The sequence below is a fragment of the Cyclobacterium qasimii M12-11B genome (genome assembly GCF_000427295.1).
GTDB lineage: Bacteria > Bacteroidota > Bacteroidia > Cytophagales > Cyclobacteriaceae > Cyclobacterium > Cyclobacterium qasimii.
The window spans coordinates 46,236-67,483 of record NZ_ATNM01000193.1 but is presented as its reverse complement, the minus strand read 5'-3'; the positions used below and the strand labels follow the sequence as shown (position 1 = coordinate 67,483).

General features: G+C 38.9%; 16 protein-coding genes. 4 read left to right on the top strand and 12 right to left on the bottom strand.

What is annotated here, in order from left to right; all coding sequences use genetic code 11:
• Positions 1-52: 52 nt before the first annotated feature.
• Positions 53-2,635 carry a DNA gyrase subunit A gene (gene gyrA, locus ADICYQ_RS23835; RefSeq protein WP_020891500.1) on the top strand — a complete coding sequence of 861 codons (2,583 nt, stop codon included), beginning with the start codon at positions 53-55 and terminating at the stop codon, positions 2,633-2,635.
• A 33-nt stretch (positions 2,636-2,668) separates the two neighbouring features.
• Positions 2,669-3,880, top strand: coding sequence for a tetratricopeptide repeat protein (locus ADICYQ_RS23830; RefSeq protein ID WP_020891499.1), 1,212 nt, complete (start codon positions 2,669-2,671; stop codon positions 3,878-3,880).
• A gap of 470 nt (positions 3,881-4,350) precedes the next feature.
• On the opposite strand, the gene ADICYQ_RS23825 is transcribed toward ADICYQ_RS23830, so the two are convergent.
• A complete protein-coding gene (locus tag ADICYQ_RS23825; protein WP_020891498.1) occupies positions 4,351-5,811 on the bottom strand; it encodes an SLC13 family permease in 1,461 nt (486 codons plus the stop codon).
• Positions 5,812-6,104: 293 nt separating this feature from the next.
• On the opposite strand from ADICYQ_RS23825, the gene ADICYQ_RS23820 reads away from it, so the two are divergent.
• A complete protein-coding gene (locus ADICYQ_RS23820; protein WP_020891497.1) occupies positions 6,105-9,299 on the top strand; it encodes a PVC-type heme-binding CxxCH protein in 3,195 nt (1,064 codons plus the stop codon).
• A 621-nt stretch (positions 9,300-9,920) separates the two neighbouring features.
• Positions 9,921-10,619, top strand: coding sequence for a pseudaminic acid cytidylyltransferase (pseF, locus tag ADICYQ_RS23815; RefSeq protein WP_040418016.1), 699 nt, complete (start codon positions 9,921-9,923; stop codon positions 10,617-10,619).
• Between the two features lie 43 nt (positions 10,620-10,662).
• Here pseF and ADICYQ_RS23810 read toward each other — a convergent pair whose 3' ends face one another.
• The 11 genes from ADICYQ_RS23810 to ADICYQ_RS23765 form a co-directional block, all read right to left on the bottom strand.
• Positions 10,663-11,322, bottom strand: coding sequence for a LytR/AlgR family response regulator transcription factor (locus ADICYQ_RS23810; protein ID WP_020891495.1), 660 nt, complete (start codon positions 11,320-11,322; stop codon positions 10,663-10,665).
• Between the two features lie 53 nt (positions 11,323-11,375).
• Positions 11,376-12,146 (bottom strand): sensor histidine kinase, encoded by a 771-nt coding sequence (locus ADICYQ_RS29155; RefSeq protein WP_020891494.1) that lies wholly within the window; start codon positions 12,144-12,146, stop codon positions 11,376-11,378.
• Between the two features lie 172 nt (positions 12,147-12,318).
• Complete coding sequence (locus ADICYQ_RS29150) at positions 12,319-12,789, bottom strand: hypothetical protein (protein ID WP_020891493.1); 471 nt, start codon at positions 12,787-12,789, stop codon at positions 12,319-12,321.
• 1,248 nt (positions 12,790-14,037) lie between these two features.
• Entirely contained in the window at positions 14,038-15,363 is a 1,326-nt protein-coding gene (locus ADICYQ_RS23800) for a fibronectin type III domain-containing protein (protein ID WP_040418014.1), read from the bottom strand.
• Between the two features lie 115 nt (positions 15,364-15,478).
• Entirely contained in the window at positions 15,479-15,751 is a 273-nt protein-coding gene (locus tag ADICYQ_RS23795; protein ID WP_040418012.1) for a hypothetical protein, read from the bottom strand.
• Positions 15,752-16,215: 464 nt separating this feature from the next.
• Positions 16,216-16,833 carry a hypothetical protein gene (locus tag ADICYQ_RS23790; RefSeq protein WP_146947065.1) on the bottom strand — a complete coding sequence of 206 codons (618 nt, stop codon included), beginning with the start codon at positions 16,831-16,833 and terminating at the stop codon, positions 16,216-16,218.
• A gap of 167 nt (positions 16,834-17,000) precedes the next feature.
• Complete coding sequence (locus tag ADICYQ_RS23785) at positions 17,001-18,239, bottom strand: alpha/beta hydrolase family protein (protein WP_161625628.1); 1,239 nt, start codon at positions 18,237-18,239, stop codon at positions 17,001-17,003.
• Between the two features lie 118 nt (positions 18,240-18,357).
• On the bottom strand, positions 18,358-19,062 hold the full coding sequence (locus ADICYQ_RS23780) for a TolC family protein (protein ID WP_152520523.1): 705 nt from the start codon (positions 19,060-19,062) through the stop codon (positions 18,358-18,360).
• A gap of 124 nt (positions 19,063-19,186) precedes the next feature.
• Entirely contained in the window at positions 19,187-19,579 is a 393-nt protein-coding gene (locus ADICYQ_RS23775; protein WP_152520522.1) for a hypothetical protein, read from the bottom strand.
• Positions 19,580-19,582: 3 nt separating this feature from the next.
• Complete coding sequence (locus ADICYQ_RS23770; RefSeq protein ID WP_040418008.1) at positions 19,583-20,569, bottom strand: HlyD family secretion protein; 987 nt, start codon at positions 20,567-20,569, stop codon at positions 19,583-19,585.
• Positions 20,569-21,240 carry a DUF4956 domain-containing protein gene (locus ADICYQ_RS23765; RefSeq protein ID WP_020891484.1) on the bottom strand — a complete coding sequence of 224 codons (672 nt, stop codon included), beginning with the start codon at positions 21,238-21,240 and terminating at the stop codon, positions 20,569-20,571. The genes ADICYQ_RS23770 and ADICYQ_RS23765 overlap by 1 nt, the downstream gene beginning before the upstream one ends.
• Positions 21,241-21,248 lie beyond the last annotated feature (8 nt).

The window sequence follows — 21,248 nt, the reverse complement described above, 5'->3', positions numbered from 1 at the left end:
CTAAACCTTTACTTTTTGCTATCTTGCAGGTTATAAGCGAGAAAAATTAAATATGGCTCAAGGAGAAAACGAGAACATCATTCCGATTAATATTGAGGACGAAATGCGCGGCGCCTACATCGATTATTCGATGTCGGTAATTGTTTCCCGGGCTTTACCGGATGTAAGAGACGGTTTAAAGCCAGTACATCGCAGAATCCTTTATGGAATGCAGGAGTTGGGGGTTTCCCACAACAAGCCTTATAAAAAATCTGCCAGAATTGTCGGTGAAGTTTTGGGTAAATACCATCCACATGGTGATTCGGCTGTTTATGAATCTTTGGTTAGAATGGCCCAACCATGGTCATTGCGGTATCCATTAGTAGATCCTCAAGGAAACTTCGGGTCCATTGATGGTGACAACCCTGCGGCCATGAGGTACACAGAGGCAAGATTGAGAAGGATTGCTGAAGAACTGCTGACCGATATTAACAAGGAAACTGTAGACTTTCAATTAAATTTTGATGACACCTTAAAGGAACCCATAGTATTACCGGCCAAAATTCCGGCCTTATTACTAAATGGAGCCTCTGGTATAGCAGTTGGTATGGCCACTAATATGGCGCCTCACAATTTAGGAGAAGTAATTGATGGAATTTTTGCCTATATAGACAACAATGACATTACTGTTCCTGAATTAATGGAGCACATTATTGCGCCTGATTTCCCTACTGGGGGGATCATTTATGGGTACAATGGTGTGAAAGCAGCATTCGAAACTGGTAGAGGTAGGGTAATTCTAAGAGGCAAGGCTTCAGTAGAAACCAAAGCTTCGGGTAAGGAGATGATTATCATCCATGAAATCCCTTACCAGGTCAATAAAGCTTCGATGGTTGAGAAAACAGCTCAGCTAATCAATGAGAAGAAAATTGATGGTATTTCTGCCATTAGAGATGAGTCGGATAGACAAGGAATGCGCATAGTGTATGAGCTCAAGAAAGATGCCATGCCAAGCGTTGTCCTTAATAACCTCTACAAGCATACACAGCTTCAAACTTCCTTTAGTGTGAACAATGTCGCCTTGGTAAAAGGCAGACCATTTACACTAAACCTGAAAGAGCTTATTCTGCACTATGTAAACCATAGGCATGAAGTAGTTGTCAGGAGAACAGAGTATGAATTAAAGGAGGCCGAAAAAAGAGCACATATCCTGGAAGGCTATTTGGTTGCCTTGGATAATATTGATGCTGTTATCCAGTTGATCAGAGATTCAAAAGACCCTGAAACAGCCAGAAATGGTTTGATGGAAAAATTTGATCTTACCGAAATTCAAGCGCGCGCAATCCTAGACATGAGGCTACAACGTCTTACTGGCATGGAAAGGGCTAAAATCCAGCTTGAATACGATGAGTTGATGAAACTTATTGAGGAGTTGAAAGATATCCTTGCCAATAAGGAAAGAAGAATGCAGATCATCAAAGATGAATTGCTAGAAATAAAAACCCGTTACAACGACGAGAGAAGAACTGCCATTGAACACAATGCAGAAGACTTCAACTATGAGGACATGATTCCTAATGAGGAAGTGGTAATTACCGTTTCCAATCAAGGATACATTAAAAGAACCGTCCTCACAGAGTATAAATCTCAAAGTAGAGGAGGAGTAGGATCCAGAGGAGTAAGCACCAAAGAAGATGATTATACCGTCTATCTGTTTACTGCTTTGACCCACAATTACCTATTGATATTCACAGATCAGGGTAAACTTTTCTGGCTCAAAACTTATGCAATACCAGAAGGCAGTAAAACATCTAAAGGTAGACCTATCCAGAACCTTATCAATATTGAGAGTACGGACAGTATTAGGTCTATTATACAGGTTAAAGATTTGACCGATATTGATTATATCAATAATAACAATATCGTGATGATTACTAAAAAAGGTATCATCAAGAAAACCACCTTAGAACAATACTCCAGGCCAAGAACAAATGGTATCATTGCCTTGAATATTAGGGAAGATGACCAGCTGTTAAACGTAGAGTTGACCAATGGCGATGCGAACGTCGTTATCGCATCAAGTTCTGGAAGAGCCGTTCACTTCCATGAGTCCACTGTTAGGCCAATGGGTCGAACAGCCACAGGGGTGAAAGCCATTAACCTGGGAGGAGAGGAAAATCACGTAATTGGCATGGTTTGTGTTCAGAGAGAAGACGCCACCTTACTTGTCGTAACAGACAAAGGCTATGGTAAACGTTCATTTTTGTCTGAATACAGGATCACCAATAGGGGTGGAAAAGGAGTTAAAGCAATGAATATCACTGAGAAAACCGGTGGATTAGTAGCTATAAAAGAAGTGGTAGATACAGATGATTTAATGATAATAAATCGATCAGGTATTACTATCAGGACTCCAGCAAAAGGGATTAGAGTAATGGGAAGAGCTACTCAGGGTGTTAGGTTAATCCGACTTAATGAAACTGATGAAATTTCTTCTGTAGAAAAAATCGAAAACCTGGAAGAGGATGAAGCAGTAGATGTTACTGAAGATTCAGAAAATCTTAACGAAACTGAAGCGCCTGACGATACAGAAACGCCTAACGAACCTGATACTGATCAGACTGAGGACAATGAAGATAATCCTATAAACGAATAGTAATTGAAACCAATAAAGAACCACACTAGTAACATGAAAAAGTTAATTTTATCGTTGGCTTTGGTGGGCATCGCCTCAACTGTTGCCTTTGGCCAAAAAAAGGTAGTTAAATCTGCTGAGAAAAACTTTAGTAGAGGAAACCTCGAAGAAGCCTATACCGAAATCAAATCCGCAATTACGGATGAAGAAACTGGAGCACAATCTGACACCTATTTTATCAAAGGTAAAATAGAAACACAGATGTTTGAGGTAGATTCATCCAATACGGAGACAACAGTAGCTATGGGTCGTGAAGCTCAACAGAGTTTTATCAAGACCTTTGAAATGGAGAATGCTGACTCAACTTCAAAAGTGAGTAAGGATTTGTTTAAAGAAGTTTTGCCTGATATGCCCCCTAATTTCCAAGGAGAAGGTGTGTATAGGTTGAAAAATGCAGCTTTTAACAAAGCAATCGCTAAATATGAAGAAGAAGACATGGAGCTTTCTCATGAGTTTTTCTCTTTGGCAGCCGATTTGGATCCAAATGATACTTCTATAGTATTCAATGCTGGATATACTGCAAATATGGTTAGTAATACCGAAGCAGCTAAAAAGTACTTCACACAGTTGTTGGATGTAGAAGGTTATAATAAATTGAATGCCTACTATTTCCTAATTCAAATTGCTAGTGCTGAGGACAATGATCCTGAAGAGGCTTATCGTGTGGTAACTGCTGCAAGGGAAGAGTATCCAGATGACAAAGGTTTAGCTGAATTTGAGATCCAGTTATTACTTCAGTTAGATAAGATGGATGAAGCGATGGTTTCAATCGAAAAAGCTTTAGAGAGCGATCCTAACAATTCTGCAATTCTATTAAGGTACGGTTACCTTAAAGAAAAATCAGGAGACTTAGATGGTGCTTTGGCTGAGTATAAAAAAGCTGTAGTAGCAGATCCTGAATTCTTTGAAGGAAACTATTATGCTGGAGCGATCTATCTGGACCAAGCCAGAGACATTGAAACAGAAGTGAACAATCTTTCTGATGCAGATTGGGAAGCAAAATCTGAAAGTATGCTTGCGAAATCCAATAGCTTGTATGAGGAAGCATTGCCTTATTTCACTAAGGCATCAGATTTACAACCTGATAACACCGATATCATGGAAATTCTTTATCGAGTTCATAGTCGATTGAAAAATGATTCAAAAGTTGAAGAATACAATCAGAAATTAACTGAGAAATTAGGAGAAGGCTGGTTGGATAGATAATTCTAACAATTCTTATATTTATGAAAGACCTAGGCAAAATGCTTAGGTCTTTTTTTTGTTTAAATAGGTAATAGGCTTATTATTCTAAGGAGTGCTGGCTGGTCGTTTTGGCTTAGAATTAGTTTGGCTTGTAAATAATTTTTTATAGCATTTGCGATCACAAGTAGCCCTGAAATCAAGCTTACTTCCACCTAATTATGATATTGGAGCCTTATAAAGAGCCTAAAATTAGCATCATTTCTAGTTGAATCAAGGGAATGAAAACATACGTTTGAATCCTAAATAAGGAATAGCGCTTTTATTTCCTGATGAAATGTATGGTATAAAAACAGATAGCTTTAATGTTTTGACAATTGGTTAACTAATATGACTTGAATTTAACAAATTTTAGTATTAACCTTCCCCTTATTATTATGCATTCATTATAAGATACTTAGCTTCAAACTTTTTTCCATTGGCATTTTCCAAGGCTATTTCCATTCAGCTGGGTAACTAAGCAGACTGATATCCCATACAAGTGGTAGATAAAACAAGGTTACCAATAAAATTAAAAGAATCGAAAGCAGGTTAAGAAAAAAGCCAGCACGCATCATTACTGGTATGGTTAGGTAGCCTGAACCAAAGACAACAGCATTTGGAGGCGTGGCTACAGGAAGCATGAAGGCACAGGAGGCAGCCATTGTCGCACCAATCATTAACCCGAAGGGATGTACTCCCATGGCCAAAGCCACTGCTGAAAGAATAGGCAAGAGCATGGAGGCAGTGGCCACATTGGAGGTGATTTCTGTGAGGAAGTTTACTGCAGCAATTATGATCAATAAAAATAACCAGAAGGGCACATTTTCTAGCAGTACAAATTGTTCTCCTATCCAGTTGGCAAGACCTGTTTCTTTAAAACCTTCCGCCAAAGCCAAGCCACCTCCAAATAATATAAGAATTCCCCAAGGAATTTTTTCAGCTACTTTCCAATCCAGTAATTGTTCTTTTTTCTCGTTTCCAGCAGGAATAACAAATAAAAGCAACACTCCCATAAGGGCAATAATCGTATCATTTAAAACAGGAATAAAAGGCTGGATTAAGAAACTTCGGGTTATCCATGAGAAACTTACGCCGATAAAAACCCACATCACCTTCTTTTCCTGGAGCGTCATGGCCCCTAAAGCCTGGAGCTGCCTGCTGATCTCCTCTTTTCCACCAGCCAGTTGTAACGTTTTTGGAAATTTGAATGCATAATTAACCAGGTAATACCAGCAAATAATCAACAATCCAGAGGCTATAGGTAAGCCAACGAGCATCCATTGTCCAAAGCTAATTTCTACGCCATAAATATTGTTTACCACAGCTGTCAAAATGATATTTGTGGGCGTACCTATAATGGTAGCCATTCCGCCAATAGACGCACTGTAGGCTATTCCAAGCATTAATGATGGTCCTAGGGTTTTCTTTATGCCTTTATTAGTATTTGACATTTGTACGACCACAGCTATGCCTATGGGTAACATCATTAGTGAGGTAGCTGTATTTGATATCCACATGGATAGAAATGCAGTGGCCACCATAAAGCCTAGTATTATTCGTTTGAGATCCGTTCCCAGGTAAGAAATGATTTTAAGGGCAATACGTTTGTGAAGGTTCCACTTTTCAATGCTCACTGCAATCATAAAACCTCCCATATACAATAGCACCATCGGGTCCGAATAGGAGATTGAAGTAGTTTTTAATGCCATTACACCAGTCAATGGAAATAAAACCAAGGGAAGCAGGGCAGTGGCTGCAATAGGGATGGCTTCAGTAATCCACCAAATGGCTATCCAAAATGTGACGGCCAATAATGATACGCCTTCCGGAGACAAGCCTTCAGGTGCAATACCTAAATACAATCCAAAAAAAACGATGGGACCTAATAATAAACCTATTTGTTGAGTTCGCATAAATATGAATAAAAGTTAAGATTACTTAAAATTGAGCTAATTCGAAAGCATTCTTTACAGTAATGGTTGGTTCAGTAATTTTTCTAAAAATTTCACCTGTACTTTTAAAGATCCTTCTATAAACTAAGTAGGTTGGTTAATACCAGATTACAGAGGTTTATGTAGTATTAGTAAAGAAAATTGAAAAATTTTGCTAATATTGAGGTTGGCCAATGTTCAATTGACAAAATTAATCATTACTAGCATGTTAGAAATGAAAATATAACCCTATGATCCAATACAAGTCCAAATTTATGAAGCGAATTAAAACCCAATTATTAATCGGGGTGCTGGCATTTTTTGCCTTTCAATGTGGTCAGGAAGGACCCAGACTAGCCTTAAACAAAGGTGATCATATTATTTTGATCGGAAATAATCTGGGATCAAGAATGATGAATTACGGATTCTTCGAAACGGAAATGCAAGTTCGCTATCCTGATTCCTTATTGTATATAAGGAATATGAGTGATGGAGGAGACACTCCTGGTTTTAGGCCCCACGCAGGTAGGGTTTCACCTTGGGCTTTTCCAGGTGCAGAGGAATTTCAGGATGAGTTAGCAACCAATTCAGGAAGTGAAGGACATTTTGAGACGCCAGACGAGTGGATTAAAAGGCATGAAGCAGACATAATCATTGCTTTTTTTGGTTACAATGAATCATTTGAAGGCCAGGAAGGGCTGGAAATGTATAAAAATGAATTGGAAGCTTTTATCAAGCATACCAAAAATACGGTTTACAACGGAGAAGCACCGCCACAATTGGCGTTGGTTTCACCTATAGCATTTGAAAATCTTAGTGGAGATTTTGATTTGCCAAATGGTGAAAATGAAAATAAAAATCTAAAACTGTATACTGCTGCAATGAAAGAAATTGCAGACAGGAATCAAGTATTATTTGTTGACGCTTTCGAACCTTCTTCTTCATGGTTCGCTTCAGCTGATGAGTACCTTACTATTGATGGTTTTCAATTGACAGAGGAAGGATACAATAAGTTCTCTACTTTTATTACTGACAATATTTTTGGTGATGACAAAGCGGTAGCTGAAGACAACAGAGCAGCCATCCATGCGGCTGTAAAGGAAAAGAACTGGATGTGGCACAATGACTATAAAATCCCTAATGGGGTTCACGTTTTTGGCCGTAGGTACAATCCATTTGGACCAGATAACTATCCTTACGAATTGAAAAAAATCCGTCAAATGACGGACAATAGAGATCAGGCAATTTGGAAAGCCAATAAAGGAGAAAAATTTGACCTGGCAAAAGCCGATGAGAGTACCATTGAATTGCCACAGGTGAATACCAATTATAACCCAGAAAAAAATGGTAGCCTGGAATACCTTTATGGACAAGATGCCCTGGATAAATTTGAAGTGGCAGAAGGCTATAAAGTTGAGCTATTTGCATCCGAAGAAGAATTCCCTGATTTGGCCAATCCGGTACAGATGACCTTTGATACGAAAGGCAGGTTATGGGTTTCTGTAATGCCTAGTTACCCTCATTACAAACCTGGTGATCCCAAGCCGAATGATAAAATTCTAATCCTGGAAGACACCGATAACGATGGAAAAGCAGACAAGCAGATTGTTTTTGCTGATAGCCTTCACCTTCCTATAGGCATGGAAATTACTCCCGAAGGAGTGTATCTTTCCCAAGGCACCAACTTCATCATTCTGAAAGATGAAGACGGTGATGATTATGCAGAAAAGAGAGAGATCTTATTGAGTGGTTTTGATGACCACGATACCCATCACAATATTTCAGCCTTTGTAGCGGATCCTTCAGGTGCCATGTACATGGGTGAAGGGGTTTTCTTGCATACAAATGTAGAAACACCTTATGGTCCGGTTAGGGCTACAAATGGAGGTTTTTACAGGTACAATCCAGCTAGAAAAAGACTAGAAAGAACTGCACAGCTTCCTATTCCTAATCCTTGGGGCATTGCCTTTGACGATTGGGGACAAAATTTCTTTGCGGAGACTTCCGGTCCAGATGTACGTTGGATGATGCCAGGATCAGTAAAATCCAGGTATGGCGAAGGAAATCACAAAGGACCAAACCTGATAGAAGATGCCCATAGGGTAAGGCCTACTTCAGGACTTGAATTTGTTTCCAGCAGACACTTTCCAGAGGAAGTCCAGGGGGATTTGTTGATCAACAATACCATTGGCTTTTTAGGAATGAAAATGCACCGCATGGTAGAAGATGGCACAGGGTATGACAGTGAACACCGGGTTGACCTTATCAAAAGTAGTGATGGAAATTTCAGGCCAGTTGACATGGAATTTGCTCCTGATGGTTCCCTTTACTTTGTCGATTGGCACAATATATTGGTAGGGCACATGCAGCACAATGCCAGGGATCCACTAAGAGATCACGTACATGGTAGAATATACAGGATTACTTATCCTTCCAGACCTTTGGTCACTCCTCCGACCATTGATGGTGCTTCAATTGAAACCTTATTGGACAATTTGAAATTACCGGAATTCAGGGCCAGGTATACTACCCGAACTGAATTGAGAGGCAGAGATAAAAATGAGGTCTTGTCCAAAATGAAAACATGGATGGCCGCACTTGATAAAAATGATCCCAGGTATGAACATCATCTATTGGAAGGATTATGGGTAAGTTGGGGACTCAATGCTGTTGACCAGGACTTGTTGAAAAAACTGATGGACTCTGAAGACCATAGGGTGAGAGCTGCTGTGGCAAGGATACTCCGTTATACAGGACATCAGATTCCTGATCAGGTGGCTTTACTTAAAAAAGCTGCTGCTGATCCACACGGACGTGTAAGGTTAGAAGCTATTGTAGCCGCTTCATGGCTCAATAAAGAAGATGGGCTGGCCATTTTGGAGGTTGCCAATGAACACCCAATGGATGATTGGATGCAAAAACCTTTTGAGACTTCTTTGGCCCACCTGAATGATATGTCTATAAAGAACATGGTCATCAACCCTGATGGGTCTGTTGTATTTCATAAGGCTGAAGAAGAGGCAAAAGCATCAAATGCCAGATTAAAAGGCGAAGAATTAACCCTCTTCCAAATGGGTAAAGCCATTTACAGTAGAGAAGGATTTTGTATTACTTGTCACCAGCCAGATGGCAAAGGGCTTAGTGCTTCTGGGTTCCCACCTCTAGCAGGAACCAGATGGGTTAATGGCAATGAAGAACGATTTATTAAGATCGTGTTGAATGGTATTATGGGACCAATTGAAGTATTGGGTAAGGAATATCCTGGGCAGGTGCCGATGACACCTTATGGTGGGATGCTTAATGACAAGGAAGTGGCAGCTGTTATGACCTATGTTAGAAATAGCTTTGGAAACGAATCTTCTGCAATTAGCCCCGACAAGGTGAAGGCAGTAAGGGCAGCGACCAAAGACAAAACAGGTTTTTATTCTCCAACAGAGTTGTTGGACGAGCATCCGATGGAAAAAGAGTAATTAGATATGGTTTAGGCTTATTAATGTCCTAACTCCATATTAGTTTTAGAAGTATAAAGGCCAGTTCAACGTTTGTGGACTGGCCTTTTTTTACTTTTAGTGTCATGAGGCACAGCATCTTTATGCTGCTTTTGGAAAGTGCAATTTATTTTTATTTCGAATAAATTTAAAAAATGTCATAAAGTCTAAAAAAGGTACATTTAAAATTAATTTTATTCTTAATTATCCTTACTTTAGTATTAAGTAAGTAAAAGAATGATACTCTAAAAGGCTTTTTGACCTTTTACAAACATAATTTTAATAGTTGACAAGTGGGAATTAGTCCTTACTTTTTACCTATGTCGAAATTATGAATCTTAAGGTATTTATGCATGTGTATAGCTATGGTGGATTCATTATTTAATGTAGTATGAATAGGTTTATTTGAAATTTTTAAGCTATTCCATTGTTTTTCTGATCTAATTTGATCTTATTTTTTGAAGCCATTTAAGGTGATAAAATGATGAACAAAGGTTTATACCTAATATATTCAATGAATTACCTTACAATAAGTCCTATTCTAAAATAAATATAGTCAGGTTGTTTTAGTTTTCGAAATATAATTTTTATGGCAAATAATTTATGAGTAAATATTTATGCATAATACCAGCAAGGGGAGGAAGTAAAAGAATTCCCCAAAAAAATATTAAAGATTTTTTAGGTAAACCAATAATTTCATACAGCATAAAAACCTCAATTTCGTCTGGCCTATTTGATGAAGTAATGGTTTCAACTGAAGATCCTGAAATTGCAGAAGTGGCAAAGTCATTTGGAGCTAAAGTACCCTTCCTGCGCTCCGTAATAAATTCAGATGACTTTTCCCCTACAGTTGATGTACTACTGGAGGTAATCGAACAGTATGAGAAAATTGGAAAAAAATTTGATTATGTATGCTGTATTTATCCTACAGCCCCACTCATTTCAATTGAAAATTTGAAATTAGGTAAAGAAAAATTAATAGTCGAAAAAAGGACTTCGATCTTTCCAGTCGTTGGCTTTAGTTATCCGATTTGGAGAGGATTACGAGAAACAGATGAAGGAACGGTTGAATTGGTTTGGCCAAAATACGTTCATACTCGCTCTCAAGATTTAGAAGAAATTTACCATGATGCTGGACAGTGGTATTGGTGTAATGTCACTGATTTAAAAAGGGATAAAAAGGTGTTTTCTGACAACTCTTCAGTAATCAAATTAAATCAATCTGAAGTGCAAGATATTGACAATTTAACTGATTGGGAAATGGCTAAATTAAAATACGAACTTTTAAAGGGTAATAAATAAAAAGCAATTTTGGAGGAATTTACCATTTCCAATTAAAGCATAATTACAAAAAATCAGCATAAGACAAGCTCACAGGGATAAAATGATCCTCAATCTGTACTTGGTGGCGTTCTACCTTATTGATCCGGTTTTTATTGACAACAAAGGACCTGTGGGTACGCACAAAATAGGAGGGAAGCAGCTTTTCCAACTCTTTAAAGGTCATTCTACTGATTACTTTTTCGTCTTCCAATTGAAGGGTCACATAGTTGCCGGTGGCTTCACAATACAAGAGGTTGGCAAAATTTACACGCTGCTGGCTGTCGCTAGTTTTGATGAAAATAAATTCCGGTTCCTCTGATGGTTGCAAAGCTTTCCAATCGCGCGCTTTTTGACAAGCTTTCAAAAATCGGCTCAATGGAAAGGGCTTTAGAAGGTAATCCATTGCATTGAGTTCAAAACCTTTTACCGCATATTCGGAATAAGCGGTGGTAAAGATTACCATGGTAGATGCTGGAAGCATTGCCATTAGGTCAATTCCTGAAATATCAGGCATATTGATGTCCAGGAAAATAAGATCTACCGGATTGTTGCTTTGGAATTCAAGCCCTTGTATGCCATCAGAAAAAACGGCTTCTAAAGTAATATACGGAACTTTGGAGGCGTGTGATTTGATCACCTCCAAGGCCATTCGCTCATCATCAATTGCTATTGCTTTTAACATAAAGTTAATATTTGTAATACGTAATAGAAGGTCTATTGCGTATTTCAATTCAATCAATCCAGTTGTAAGGAGAAATGTACAAAATATTCGCTTTCATTCGAAATTGTGGATAAACTGTACTTTCCAGGATAATAGTGTTCCAGTCTTTTCCGTACATTATCCAGCCCAATTCCGGATTCGTCTTTAGGATCATCCGTAATTTTTTTTGGATGGATGCTATTGACCAGATCCAGGTGCACTGTTCCTTTCATGCAGCGTAGGTTTATCTTTATCCAGGATTTGTTTTTGGTGCTAATGCCATGCTTGAAGGCATTTTCTACAAAAGGTATTAGCAACATAGGCGCTATATGGCCTTCACATTCAGTAGAAGGAAGTTTAAAATCCACAGAAAGGTTTTCTTCATTTTCAAAGCGTAACATTTGCAGGTCCAGGTAGTTATTGACGTACTCAATTTCTCGTTTTAAGGGGATTTTATCCTGTTGGTTTTCATGGATCATAAAGCGCATCATGTCACCAAGTTTTTGGATACCGTCTGCTGTTCTTTCTGCTTTTTCCATCAAAGCAGTACCATAGAGCGTATTCAGTGCATTGAACAAGAAATGAGGATTGATCTGAGATTTAAGGAAACTGAGGTTGGCCGAGCCTACTTCTACCTTATGGCTTAGGTTTTTAATTTGGCCCACCATTCCAAAATATTTTTCAAAGGCAAGATTGGATACAGGGATGATTACCAATTGGATCAATAATCCGATGCCCAGACCTATTAAAAGAGGGACTTCCTCTTGTTCAACCAGTCCAATAAAAATAAATGCACCAGGGAACAAGAGTAATAAAGTAATATTGAACCAGTTGGCAGCCTTTCTTTTACCCGCTAGGCGGTTATTATAGATTAGAAAAAATTGTAAACCAATACCAAAAGAATCGCCGGCAAGGCAAAGCCTGAAATAATGGCGATTCCTCTATGTACCAATAAATCTATTTGGAAAAAGAATAAGACTAGAAAAAGAAAATACTCCCAAGGCGTACAGCATTGTAAGTTTGATAATCCTTCATTCTGGGAGGGCTCAATAATTGCTGTAAAAAGATTACCCACACTAGATAGCCCAAATAAATGGCCATGGTTTTTAAATAAAATAGGGTAAATGGAGAATTCGTAATGTTAGCACCGAAAGCAAATAGGGTAACAATTGTGTAGGAGGTAATCGCTAACAGTAAACAGAATAAAATGAATTTTACTTTATTTTTAGTTTTGAGGTAGTTAGGGATCAGGACCATGTGGAGCAGGTAAAAAACCAAAAACAGGATCAACGGGATAAAAATTCTGGAAAAATAGCCAAGTAAATGAGTATCAAATGAGCGATTGCCTGAATTTCCTGTACTTAGGATATTGGACAAAATAATGATCAGAAAGACCAGGGTAACGATCCACCATTCTATTTGTCGGAATGCTAATGATTTGGTTTTCATAAAGTGTTCAAGTTAAAAATTAAAGTTTAAACCGAATACCTTCCACTCGGTTTGTGTTGGATGATTGGGAGAATTATTATCAGATGAATGGCACACCAAATAGATATTGTATAGCAAACCTGCCAGTGCAAGGACAATATAAGTTCTTCTGTTAGCTTTGGTCATGGTCACTCAATGTTGAAAGCATCCAGTTAAAAGCCTTACAAAGCGGGCAGTTACCAGACTGATAAATATTTATGCAAGAATATCGCTTGCATGGTCTTCAATCAAATTAATGTGACGAAATGGGGGTATGGAGGGATGGAAACTGAAATGGGTTCGGTTTAAATAGTTTACAACTCAGCGTTTCTTGTCATTTAACAGAAAATAAAACATTAAATTCTATTGAATTGATCCTTTTTTGAAACTCCCACGGCTTTTTATTTTTTTGATGCTGTTACTTTTTGCTACAGGCATGCCCTGATAGTTGTCAGTGGTCAAAAAGTAACCAACCTGTCCTGAGACGTCAGGGAAAACCCCGCCGCTGAGCATCTTTTGGCTAAAATCTGTACGCTAAGCTCACAGCGGCAAACTCCTCAGGGTTTTATGTGATTGTGCCCTTAATAGGAATGCACTTTTTCAAAACCCTTCGTCAAACATGCCGCTGTTCTTGCCTGCGCGCTGTACATATTTCTTAACGCCAAAATCTGCAAGGCGGTAGATTCATATTGTTTACAACGCTGATTTTCTCGCCTCTACATAAAAATCTGATTTCGAGCTAAAGTCATCTTAAAACCAACTTAACCGTCACTGCGAAGCCTTTTTAGTTGGCAATAGCGGGTGAAAAGGCTGTGGTAGTCTCTTTTTGCTGGTAATTCACATTTGTAATTTTGATGTTGTTGCTACGGGCAAGTCCAGGTAATTTTCAATGGTTAAAAAGCAATCTAACTATCCTGAGATGTTAGGAAAAAACTCATCGATAAGCATCTATTGATCAAAAGCGGTATCCTGCAATGGGGTATATTTCTATCTATCAAACTTGAATAAAAAATGGGTTTGATTTCGAATACAATCATTCTTTCAAAACAGGCCTGACGGGCCTGAACAATAATAACCGTTTGGTGACAACCCTCGGCCAGCTAAATCCCTTATAATTCCCAACCCTGTCAGGGGTTTAACATTTACCAGTCAGTCTTAAAGTCAATTAATTAGAGACCATTGAAAGTCAATTACATGTTTATCTATTTCTTTAGTTTTCATAAACTGGATTTAAGGCACTATCTTAAGTGTCTCCGGATATTCATCGATGATTTTTCCGTTTTCATTGATCATTAGAAAATGTTGGTGAGGCCCATGAAGGGTAGTGATAATGGCAGAATTTTCCTCAGCAGATTTGGACAGGTACCAAACCTCTTCAGGAGTTTTGGGCTTCTTTTTTTCTACGCCCCAGGAACCATCACCCAGGTAAACGATTCCATTGGGATGTACGGCATTATTTCTTAACGGCAAACTTCGCTTGTAGGTATGGTCATCATTCTCAAAAGTGACCCGAACACCGTATTGCTCAAAAAGTGGGATCCAATTGTCCAATACCTCCTCAGACCAAAATTGAATTCGCTTTCCTCCAGGTTCAACTCTCCCGGAAGGGTAAGCCGGTTTGTGGTAAACGGGGATAACATGTGGAATATCGGTGCGGTTCGCCAATTGCTTTTTTAGCCAATCTGTTTGAGTACCGCTGATAAGGTTGCTATGAGAACTGTCCAATATAAGCAGGCTTAGGTAATCCCCAAAATCCAGGACTCCATATCCCGGTTGTCCCGGAAAGGCAAATAGAGGGTAAAAGAAGGGAGCTTTTGCCAAACGCATTTCGTCCGTTGGCTCTTCCATTTCACCTCTCTTTACCTTTGAGATAAATGCCGGCATGCCTATCCCTTTGTTGATATTGGTTTCGGAAGCAGGGTAGTGGTGGTTGATAACATCATGATTGCCAATACCAAGGACAATGGGAACCACTCGGCCTTCAGCCGTGATCAGGTCTCTTTTGATTCCATCGAACCATTGGTGCCACAGGCCTACATTTTCTTTGTCGCCATTGGCATAAGCCAGGTCACCACCCCAAACGATAAAATCAGGGTCATAGGGCATGACAGCGCGGTTCATTTTCTTAAACATTTCCCCATGCGAAGTGTCTCCGCCCGCAGCAAATCGGATAGGGCGATCGTTTTTTGTGGGCATGGTGCGGAAAGAATAGACTCTTGTAAATTCCCCTACCTTAAATTCATAGTTTGAATCAGGTTCCAAATTATTGATTTCTACCCTATGTATGGTTCTTTCAGAATAAGGAAAGGCATGTTCCGCGGCATAAACCTCCAACCATATTTGTTCACCTTGTTTTCTGAAATTTAATTTATGGTCAGCTTTATCCTTTGGCAAGGTATGCCAGTCAATCGTCATGGTAGAAGTAGGATCCTGTTTCCAAGTGAGGAGGATACCGGCAGGTTCTGTTTGAGCAAGGGCTGCTGCAAATATACAGAGGACCAGTAAATGAGTAAAAAATAGGCGTAAATAAATATAGGGTGAATTGCTTGTTGTCATCCTTTTCTGGTTTTAATAAATATACCAGAAATTTTAAAAAAGGTCTATTGTGAGAGGAGTAACAATGAATTTTTTAGGTTTCAAACAGGAGGTGAGGATCCAATTTCTATGACAATTATATGCCAAACATCAATTTACCGTAGTAATGTGTAAGTCGGTAGAGGCCTCCCCATTTCCACATTTTTGAAAAATCTTTCTTTTCTATTTCGCCTAGTGCCAACAACCTGTAGTAGTCAATAATTGGCCGGTAGACGAATGGATATATAATACATCCAAAGACTACAAATACGATTGTGTTATAGTGTTCAATCCAGGTGTAAATAAAAGCGATCATTGGCAAATCAGCTACTAGATGATACATCCACACGTTCTTCATGTACTTTGTCATAACGCTTCAATGATTTAGTGCTATAAATTACCTAGAAATAATATTTAACTTTTAATATTACAGTAACTTACAATGCGATATTTATTAAAAATAAGAAATTTTAGTTGTATTACCAACCAGCAAAATCCTTTAAGTCGCTAAACTTTGGTTCAGGAGCGAAGAGTAAGTTTTGATCAAACTCAAGAACAGATTTAAACCTATTTAACATAATATAAATTATATAACATATAGAGTGACTTGTGTTCAGCTTGCCTGATTAACATAAAATCAGTTCTGTCATCTTCAGTGACATAACGGTAGATTTTATGTTAAAACAAATCGCGTGTCGTTTATACTGACTCGTTACTGATTTGTAGTCCTGAAGTCTCAGGGTTAAAATAAAATCAGTTCTGACAGCTCCAGGAATTAAGGAGGTTACTCTAAGTAACCTCCTTAATCGCGTTGGCCTTTAAACCGTCCTAAACTTACTCCAAAAACAAATTCTCGTCTATCTCTTTACCATTTTCTAAGTTAACCCGATGAAAATCCAAAAATCCTTTGCTTCCTCCAAACCAGTCTAACACTTCGGCTTTTTCCAATTTAGTATTCTTTTCCCTTTCACAGTATGCCTGGTAAGAAGAATATGGATAGTTCCGATAATCAGCTATAATACCATGCTTTTCAGGGTTGAGATGAATGTAAATCAGTAGTCGTGAAAAATAGGCTTCCTTTGATACAGTTATTCTTTTGAAGGGAGATTCAAATATAGGGCCCGTTCGGTTATACATTTTGTTCATGGCACGTGTGTAGCTTTGTAGAAAGCTACTAAAAGCATTACTTACATGCCAATAGGCAGCTTTTTCTTTGTTATGCTGAACGACAGACCTGATATGGTCATCACTACGGACCCTGATAAGGATATGAAAATGATTGCCCAGTAAACAATAAGCGTAGGTATGTACAAATGGATGAACATACCGAATATACTGTTTCAAAAAATAATGATAATTCTTCTCCTCAAAGAAAACTTTGGCTCCGTTGATTCCTCTATTGAAAATGTGAAAGCTCATGTCAGGATGTAACTGGCTACCTCTGATATCCATAACTAATACCTTAATTTTTTTCAATAAACTAGCTTGCTTTGTGTACAGTAATTAAACATAACCACAGGTTAGTAATATCGAAAAAAATAAAATGAAAGCCAAAATATTATTACAGAAATAAAATTTCATAATTCAGTCTATTTACCAACTTTCATCCTTCAAAATAACTACTCCCATCCCTTCACCTCACTACTCCTGCGATTGCCCGAATCATCCACCCAATAGATATACCAAAGTTTGGCATCTGAAGGTACAGTGACCTTACCTTTCGCTTTATCGAGCGGTACCAATTCCCATTTTCTTTCAGGACTACGTTTGGTATCTTCGGTATAAGCCAAGTAAACCTCTTCCGAAGCATGGGAAATGGAATACTTTGCCTTATCCCCTTTTTCCTTTAATTTAATTGAACTAATAAATTCGGATTTGTTTTCTAATGTAGTACTGATAAAGCGGTAAATTTCCTCGGGTGCTGCCCCATGAGGGTGACTGTGCTTCATTTCTGGTATCAGCGTAAATCGTGAATTCTTGGCCAGATTGGCTGTTTTTTGCCAGTTTTCAACGAAATAAGCAAAATCATTGGTGCCATTAACAAACAGCATGGGTAAGCTTGCATTTCCCACATAACTGGAAGGATCCCATAATTCTACCCAACGTTGGGTTTCAGCAACTCCAAGGGAATCAAACTGTTTGTCCCAGGCACTGCCTTCTTGTAAAAAGCCACAGCCATATACGGGTACTGCCGCAGCAAAACGGTGGTCCACTCCTGCTACCAGATTGGTCAAATAACCACCCCAGCTAATACCTGTTAAGGCGGTCTTATCCGCATTTACATCCGGAAAGGATCGGATAAGGGAATGTGCGCGGACAATATTGGACACAGAATGATATTGCCACTGGGCTGTAAAATCTTCACCTAGCCTATAAAATTTGTACTCGTCGTTCTGCTTAGGGCCTCCAGCTTCCATTCTTGCGCGCTTTGAACCCCATACTTTTTCTTGTTGGTCATTGGGTAAGGGCTGATCTCCTCCCAGGTCCATGGCGATGGCGGCATATCCTCTTTCTGCCCATTCCTTAACCCAAATTCGAAATGCCGTTCCTCCCCCACCATGAACCAGTACAATTCCAGGATAGTCCCCTATTTCGGCATTCTTTCCTCCAATTGTAGCCGGACTGGCGTAGTAGGCAAATACTTCAGTCACCTTTCCTTCATATTCCTCACCTGTATAGATCAACGACCAAACAGAGTCCGATTGGTTCAACCATTCAAAGTCAGGGGCATCTGATAATGCCTTTAAATCCCAGGGAATTTCCCCCTCCAGTGCCGGTGGTAGAAAAAGTCCCGTTTGGGCAATAACAAGCCCCCGCAAAAAAAATAGCGCTAAGCCAATTAAAATAGTTTTTTTCATATTCATGATTTTTGAAAGAATATCCTCCAAAATAAGAATAATAATACTGAAATCATGAAATATTGAGGTTGTAATTGAGCTTTTTTTCCGAAGGAATTGTCACTCATCATTACCCCTCCTAATACAGCCCCGCGCTAAGGTAATTTGTAAAAGGTTGCTGCTGCAATAGCTCTGAATACCAGAGGTAATCAATATAGGCCAGGTAGATCTCCTTTTTTATGCGGGCAGCCATACTCTTTGATTTGATCATGCTGCCTCTCAGTTTGATCATGGTAATGGGGTTACTGTCTTCTATTTTTTGAAGACTGGAGGCTAGCGCAGGGATATCTAAACTGTCCAATCGATTTTGTAGGTTATTGTAGCGTATAGATAGGTTTTGCAAATATTTCTTTACCAATTCCGCCCCCACTTCTTGCTCAGTCTTTGCTATCAATAGATCGCTCTCGGCTTCGATGATTTCTAGCTTCGCTTTGGTCATTTTATCTTTATTGGGATTGGTGATAGGAATGGCTATCCCAACCCCTATACTCCATGGCTTTCTTTCCTGTTCTATGCGGTAACCCTGGTATTGTGCTTTTATATAACCTATATTGATATTTGATTTTTCCAGTTTCCATTCTGACAAGGCCAGATCAATCTTCTTTTGTCTGTAAGCCAATTCTACTACCCCACTAAAGCTGGGTTGGCTGCTAACCAAATATTGAATTTTCTCAATGGGGATTAGCTCACTTAGTGTCCATGTAATTTCCTGGTTTCGAGCCAAAGGATACAATGCCTCGACTTCACTTCTTTGGGCATCTTCGCCAAAGGTTAATTCTTCCAACTCCACCATTTTTTCTATCTGCTCAATTTTTAGATCCGCATAATCATTGGCATCAAAATAACTAGAAAATTTTTGTGCTGCTAAAATATCAATCGAGGTTTTTATAATTTCTTGTTCTTCTTTTTTAACTTTTTAATTCGTCCAGGTAGGCCCAGTTGATGATCGTTTCATAATGGATCTTCATGACTTCTTTTAATTCACGCTGACGATCCAGTTGCAACATTTGCTGGTAATTTTTAAAATATTCGTTGTTGCGTTTCACTTCCCAGGGATTGGCAGGGTTTAGCCTAACGGTATAATCCTGACGATCATTGTCAAGCTGATTGCTTTCGGTGCGAAACTCCAGGCCACGAATTAATGAGAGTTTATAAGGATTTTCGTCTAGAAAATCATCCTGCGTATCGAATACCTTAACGGCGGAGGATTGCAAGGCCGATTGCAGAAAATCATCCATGCTCAGCTGGGCATAGCCCATGGAAGGTAAGAATAGGAAACAACTAATAATAAGTATTCGCATGGATTATCGTATCAAAACTTTTTCCCCATTAGAAAATGTGTTTTCAGCAGGGATCTCAATAAACACTTGTTGGCCAAAGGCTTGATTGGCCGTAGACTTTTGCAGGATTTCAGGCAATTTACTGACCGAACCATAGCCAATTATCTCCCCCTGAACGGAGTTTCTAAGCTGGTCATAAGAGGAGACGCCGACGATTTTCCCAATATTAAACTGAGTGGATTTCTTCCCTATAAGGTAGGCAACAACCGTGGTGGGGTGTAAAGGGTTTATTTCCAAAAGAGAGCTAAAGGACTCCACTTGTTCTCCGGCTTTTACATAAACATTTTTCACTACCCCAGAAGCAGTAGCATATTTATTCAAGTTGCTCTTTTGTGTTTCTAATAGCTTTAATTCACTTTCCCAAAGGTTAATTTGATTTTCAAGCAACTGCAATTCGGTGGTGCTTTCCTGATTTACATCCTCAATTTTAATGTTTAAAGCTTCTTTATGCTTTTGCTTTTGTTGTTTCAGCGAATTGATTCTTACAGCCATGGGAGAATTGGCATCAGCCGATGCTTCAATGGAAAATTCTTTTGTAATTCCCTCATTCATTTTCATTTCACTTTCCATTTCAAGAATCTTTGCATCCAGTTCTTCGATCTCTATTCCTTTTTGTGCCTGGATATAGGAAATCTCGGCATTGACAAGCTTTGCTTTTTCCGCTCGCTCTGACTTTCGAATGGTAATCTGGTTCCTGAGTTTGGTGATGTCAATTTCCAACTCATCGCTGGTAAGTTCTACCAAAAGCTCTCCTTCTTTCACTTCCATCCCAGGTACAATGTGGACAGCTTTCACCAAAGCTGCTTTTTCTATTTTCACTTTGTATTCCGAAGTTTGAGCGATTCCTACCGAGGACTCCCCACTGCCTTTAAAATAGCGGCCACTGATAAACAACATAGCAATCAGCATCGATGCTATCAATACATAAAACCAATTCGTATTTTTCACCATTAGTTTGAAAGGTTTTCATTAGATGACAACTTGATTTGTGATATTCCTTCAACTGCTTTGATGTGATTGATGAATTCATCTTTTAGCACATTGCTATTCAAGGTTATTGCGTATTGGTAACGGGTTGCCATTTCTTTATTAACCTGTATGGTAAGCATTCGAAAGCCTTGACAATGATTTTCAAATAGGCTGGTAATGGTTGCAAGTTTATCGGTGTCATCGATAGTAAAGTATAGCTGATTGTGGTACTTAAAACTTCGAAATGGTGAGGTATGAAGTAATAAAGCCACAAGGCAGAAAAGAATGGCTCCCACAAAGGATATGGTGAAACCATAAACCCCAATGGCCAAACCGGTACTTAAAGCAGCAAATAAAAACAATACATCTCTTGGATCATCGATACGGGTACGGAAGCGTATAATGGCCATTGCGCCAAAAACCCCTAAGCCACGGGCCAAACTGTCTCCTATTGCCATCATCACCAAAGAGGTTACGAGGGCTCCTAAAATCAATGACTGGAAAAAGTTTTTAGGATAAACATCACCCGTAAATGTGAGTTTATGGGTGATAGCGATCAAGGAAGACAACACAAATGCCCATATAAAAGAGTAGGTAATGTTTACCAACTGCGGGTATTCATAAACCGGTTGATCAGGAAATAATTCAAACATATTTTCAG

Excerpts from the sequence above, each read along its gene's own strand:
- ADICYQ_RS23800 (WP_040418014.1), bottom strand. The coding sequence starts at position 15,363 with ATGACAACAAGCAATTCACCCTATATTTATTTACGCCTATTTTTTACT.
- ADICYQ_RS23825 (WP_020891498.1), bottom strand. The coding sequence starts at position 5,811 with ATGCGAACTCAACAAATAGGTTTATTATTAGGTCCCATCGTTTTTTTT.
- ADICYQ_RS23785 (WP_161625628.1), bottom strand. The coding sequence starts at position 18,239 with ATGAAAAAAACTATTTTAATTGGCTTAGCGCTATTTTTTTTGCGGGGG.
- pseF (WP_040418016.1), top strand. The coding sequence starts at position 9,921 with ATGAGTAAATATTTATGCATAATACCAGCAAGGGGAGGAAGTAAAAGA.
- ADICYQ_RS23765 (WP_020891484.1), bottom strand. The coding sequence starts at position 21,240 with ATGTTTGAATTATTTCCTGATCAACCGGTTTATGAATACCCGCAGTTG.
- ADICYQ_RS23775 (WP_152520522.1), bottom strand. The coding sequence starts at position 19,579 with ATGCGAATACTTATTATTAGTTGTTTCCTATTCTTACCTTCCATGGGC.
- ADICYQ_RS23820 (WP_020891497.1), top strand. The coding sequence starts at position 6,105 with ATGAAGCGAATTAAAACCCAATTATTAATCGGGGTGCTGGCATTTTTT.
- ADICYQ_RS23770 (WP_040418008.1), bottom strand. The coding sequence starts at position 20,569 with ATGGTGAAAAATACGAATTGGTTTTATGTATTGATAGCATCGATGCTG.
- ADICYQ_RS23795 (WP_040418012.1), bottom strand. The coding sequence starts at position 15,751 with ATGACAAAGTACATGAAGAACGTGTGGATGTATCATCTAGTAGCTGAT.
- ADICYQ_RS23810 (WP_020891495.1), bottom strand. The coding sequence starts at position 11,322 with ATGTTAAAAGCAATAGCAATTGATGATGAGCGAATGGCCTTGGAGGTG.
- gyrA (WP_020891500.1), top strand. The coding sequence starts at position 53 with ATGGCTCAAGGAGAAAACGAGAACATCATTCCGATTAATATTGAGGAC.
- ADICYQ_RS23830 (WP_020891499.1), top strand. The coding sequence starts at position 2,669 with ATGAAAAAGTTAATTTTATCGTTGGCTTTGGTGGGCATCGCCTCAACT.
- ADICYQ_RS29150 (WP_020891493.1), bottom strand. The coding sequence starts at position 12,789 with ATGAAAACCAAATCATTAGCATTCCGACAAATAGAATGGTGGATCGTT.
- ADICYQ_RS23790 (WP_146947065.1), bottom strand. The coding sequence starts at position 16,833 with ATGGATATCAGAGGTAGCCAGTTACATCCTGACATGAGCTTTCACATT.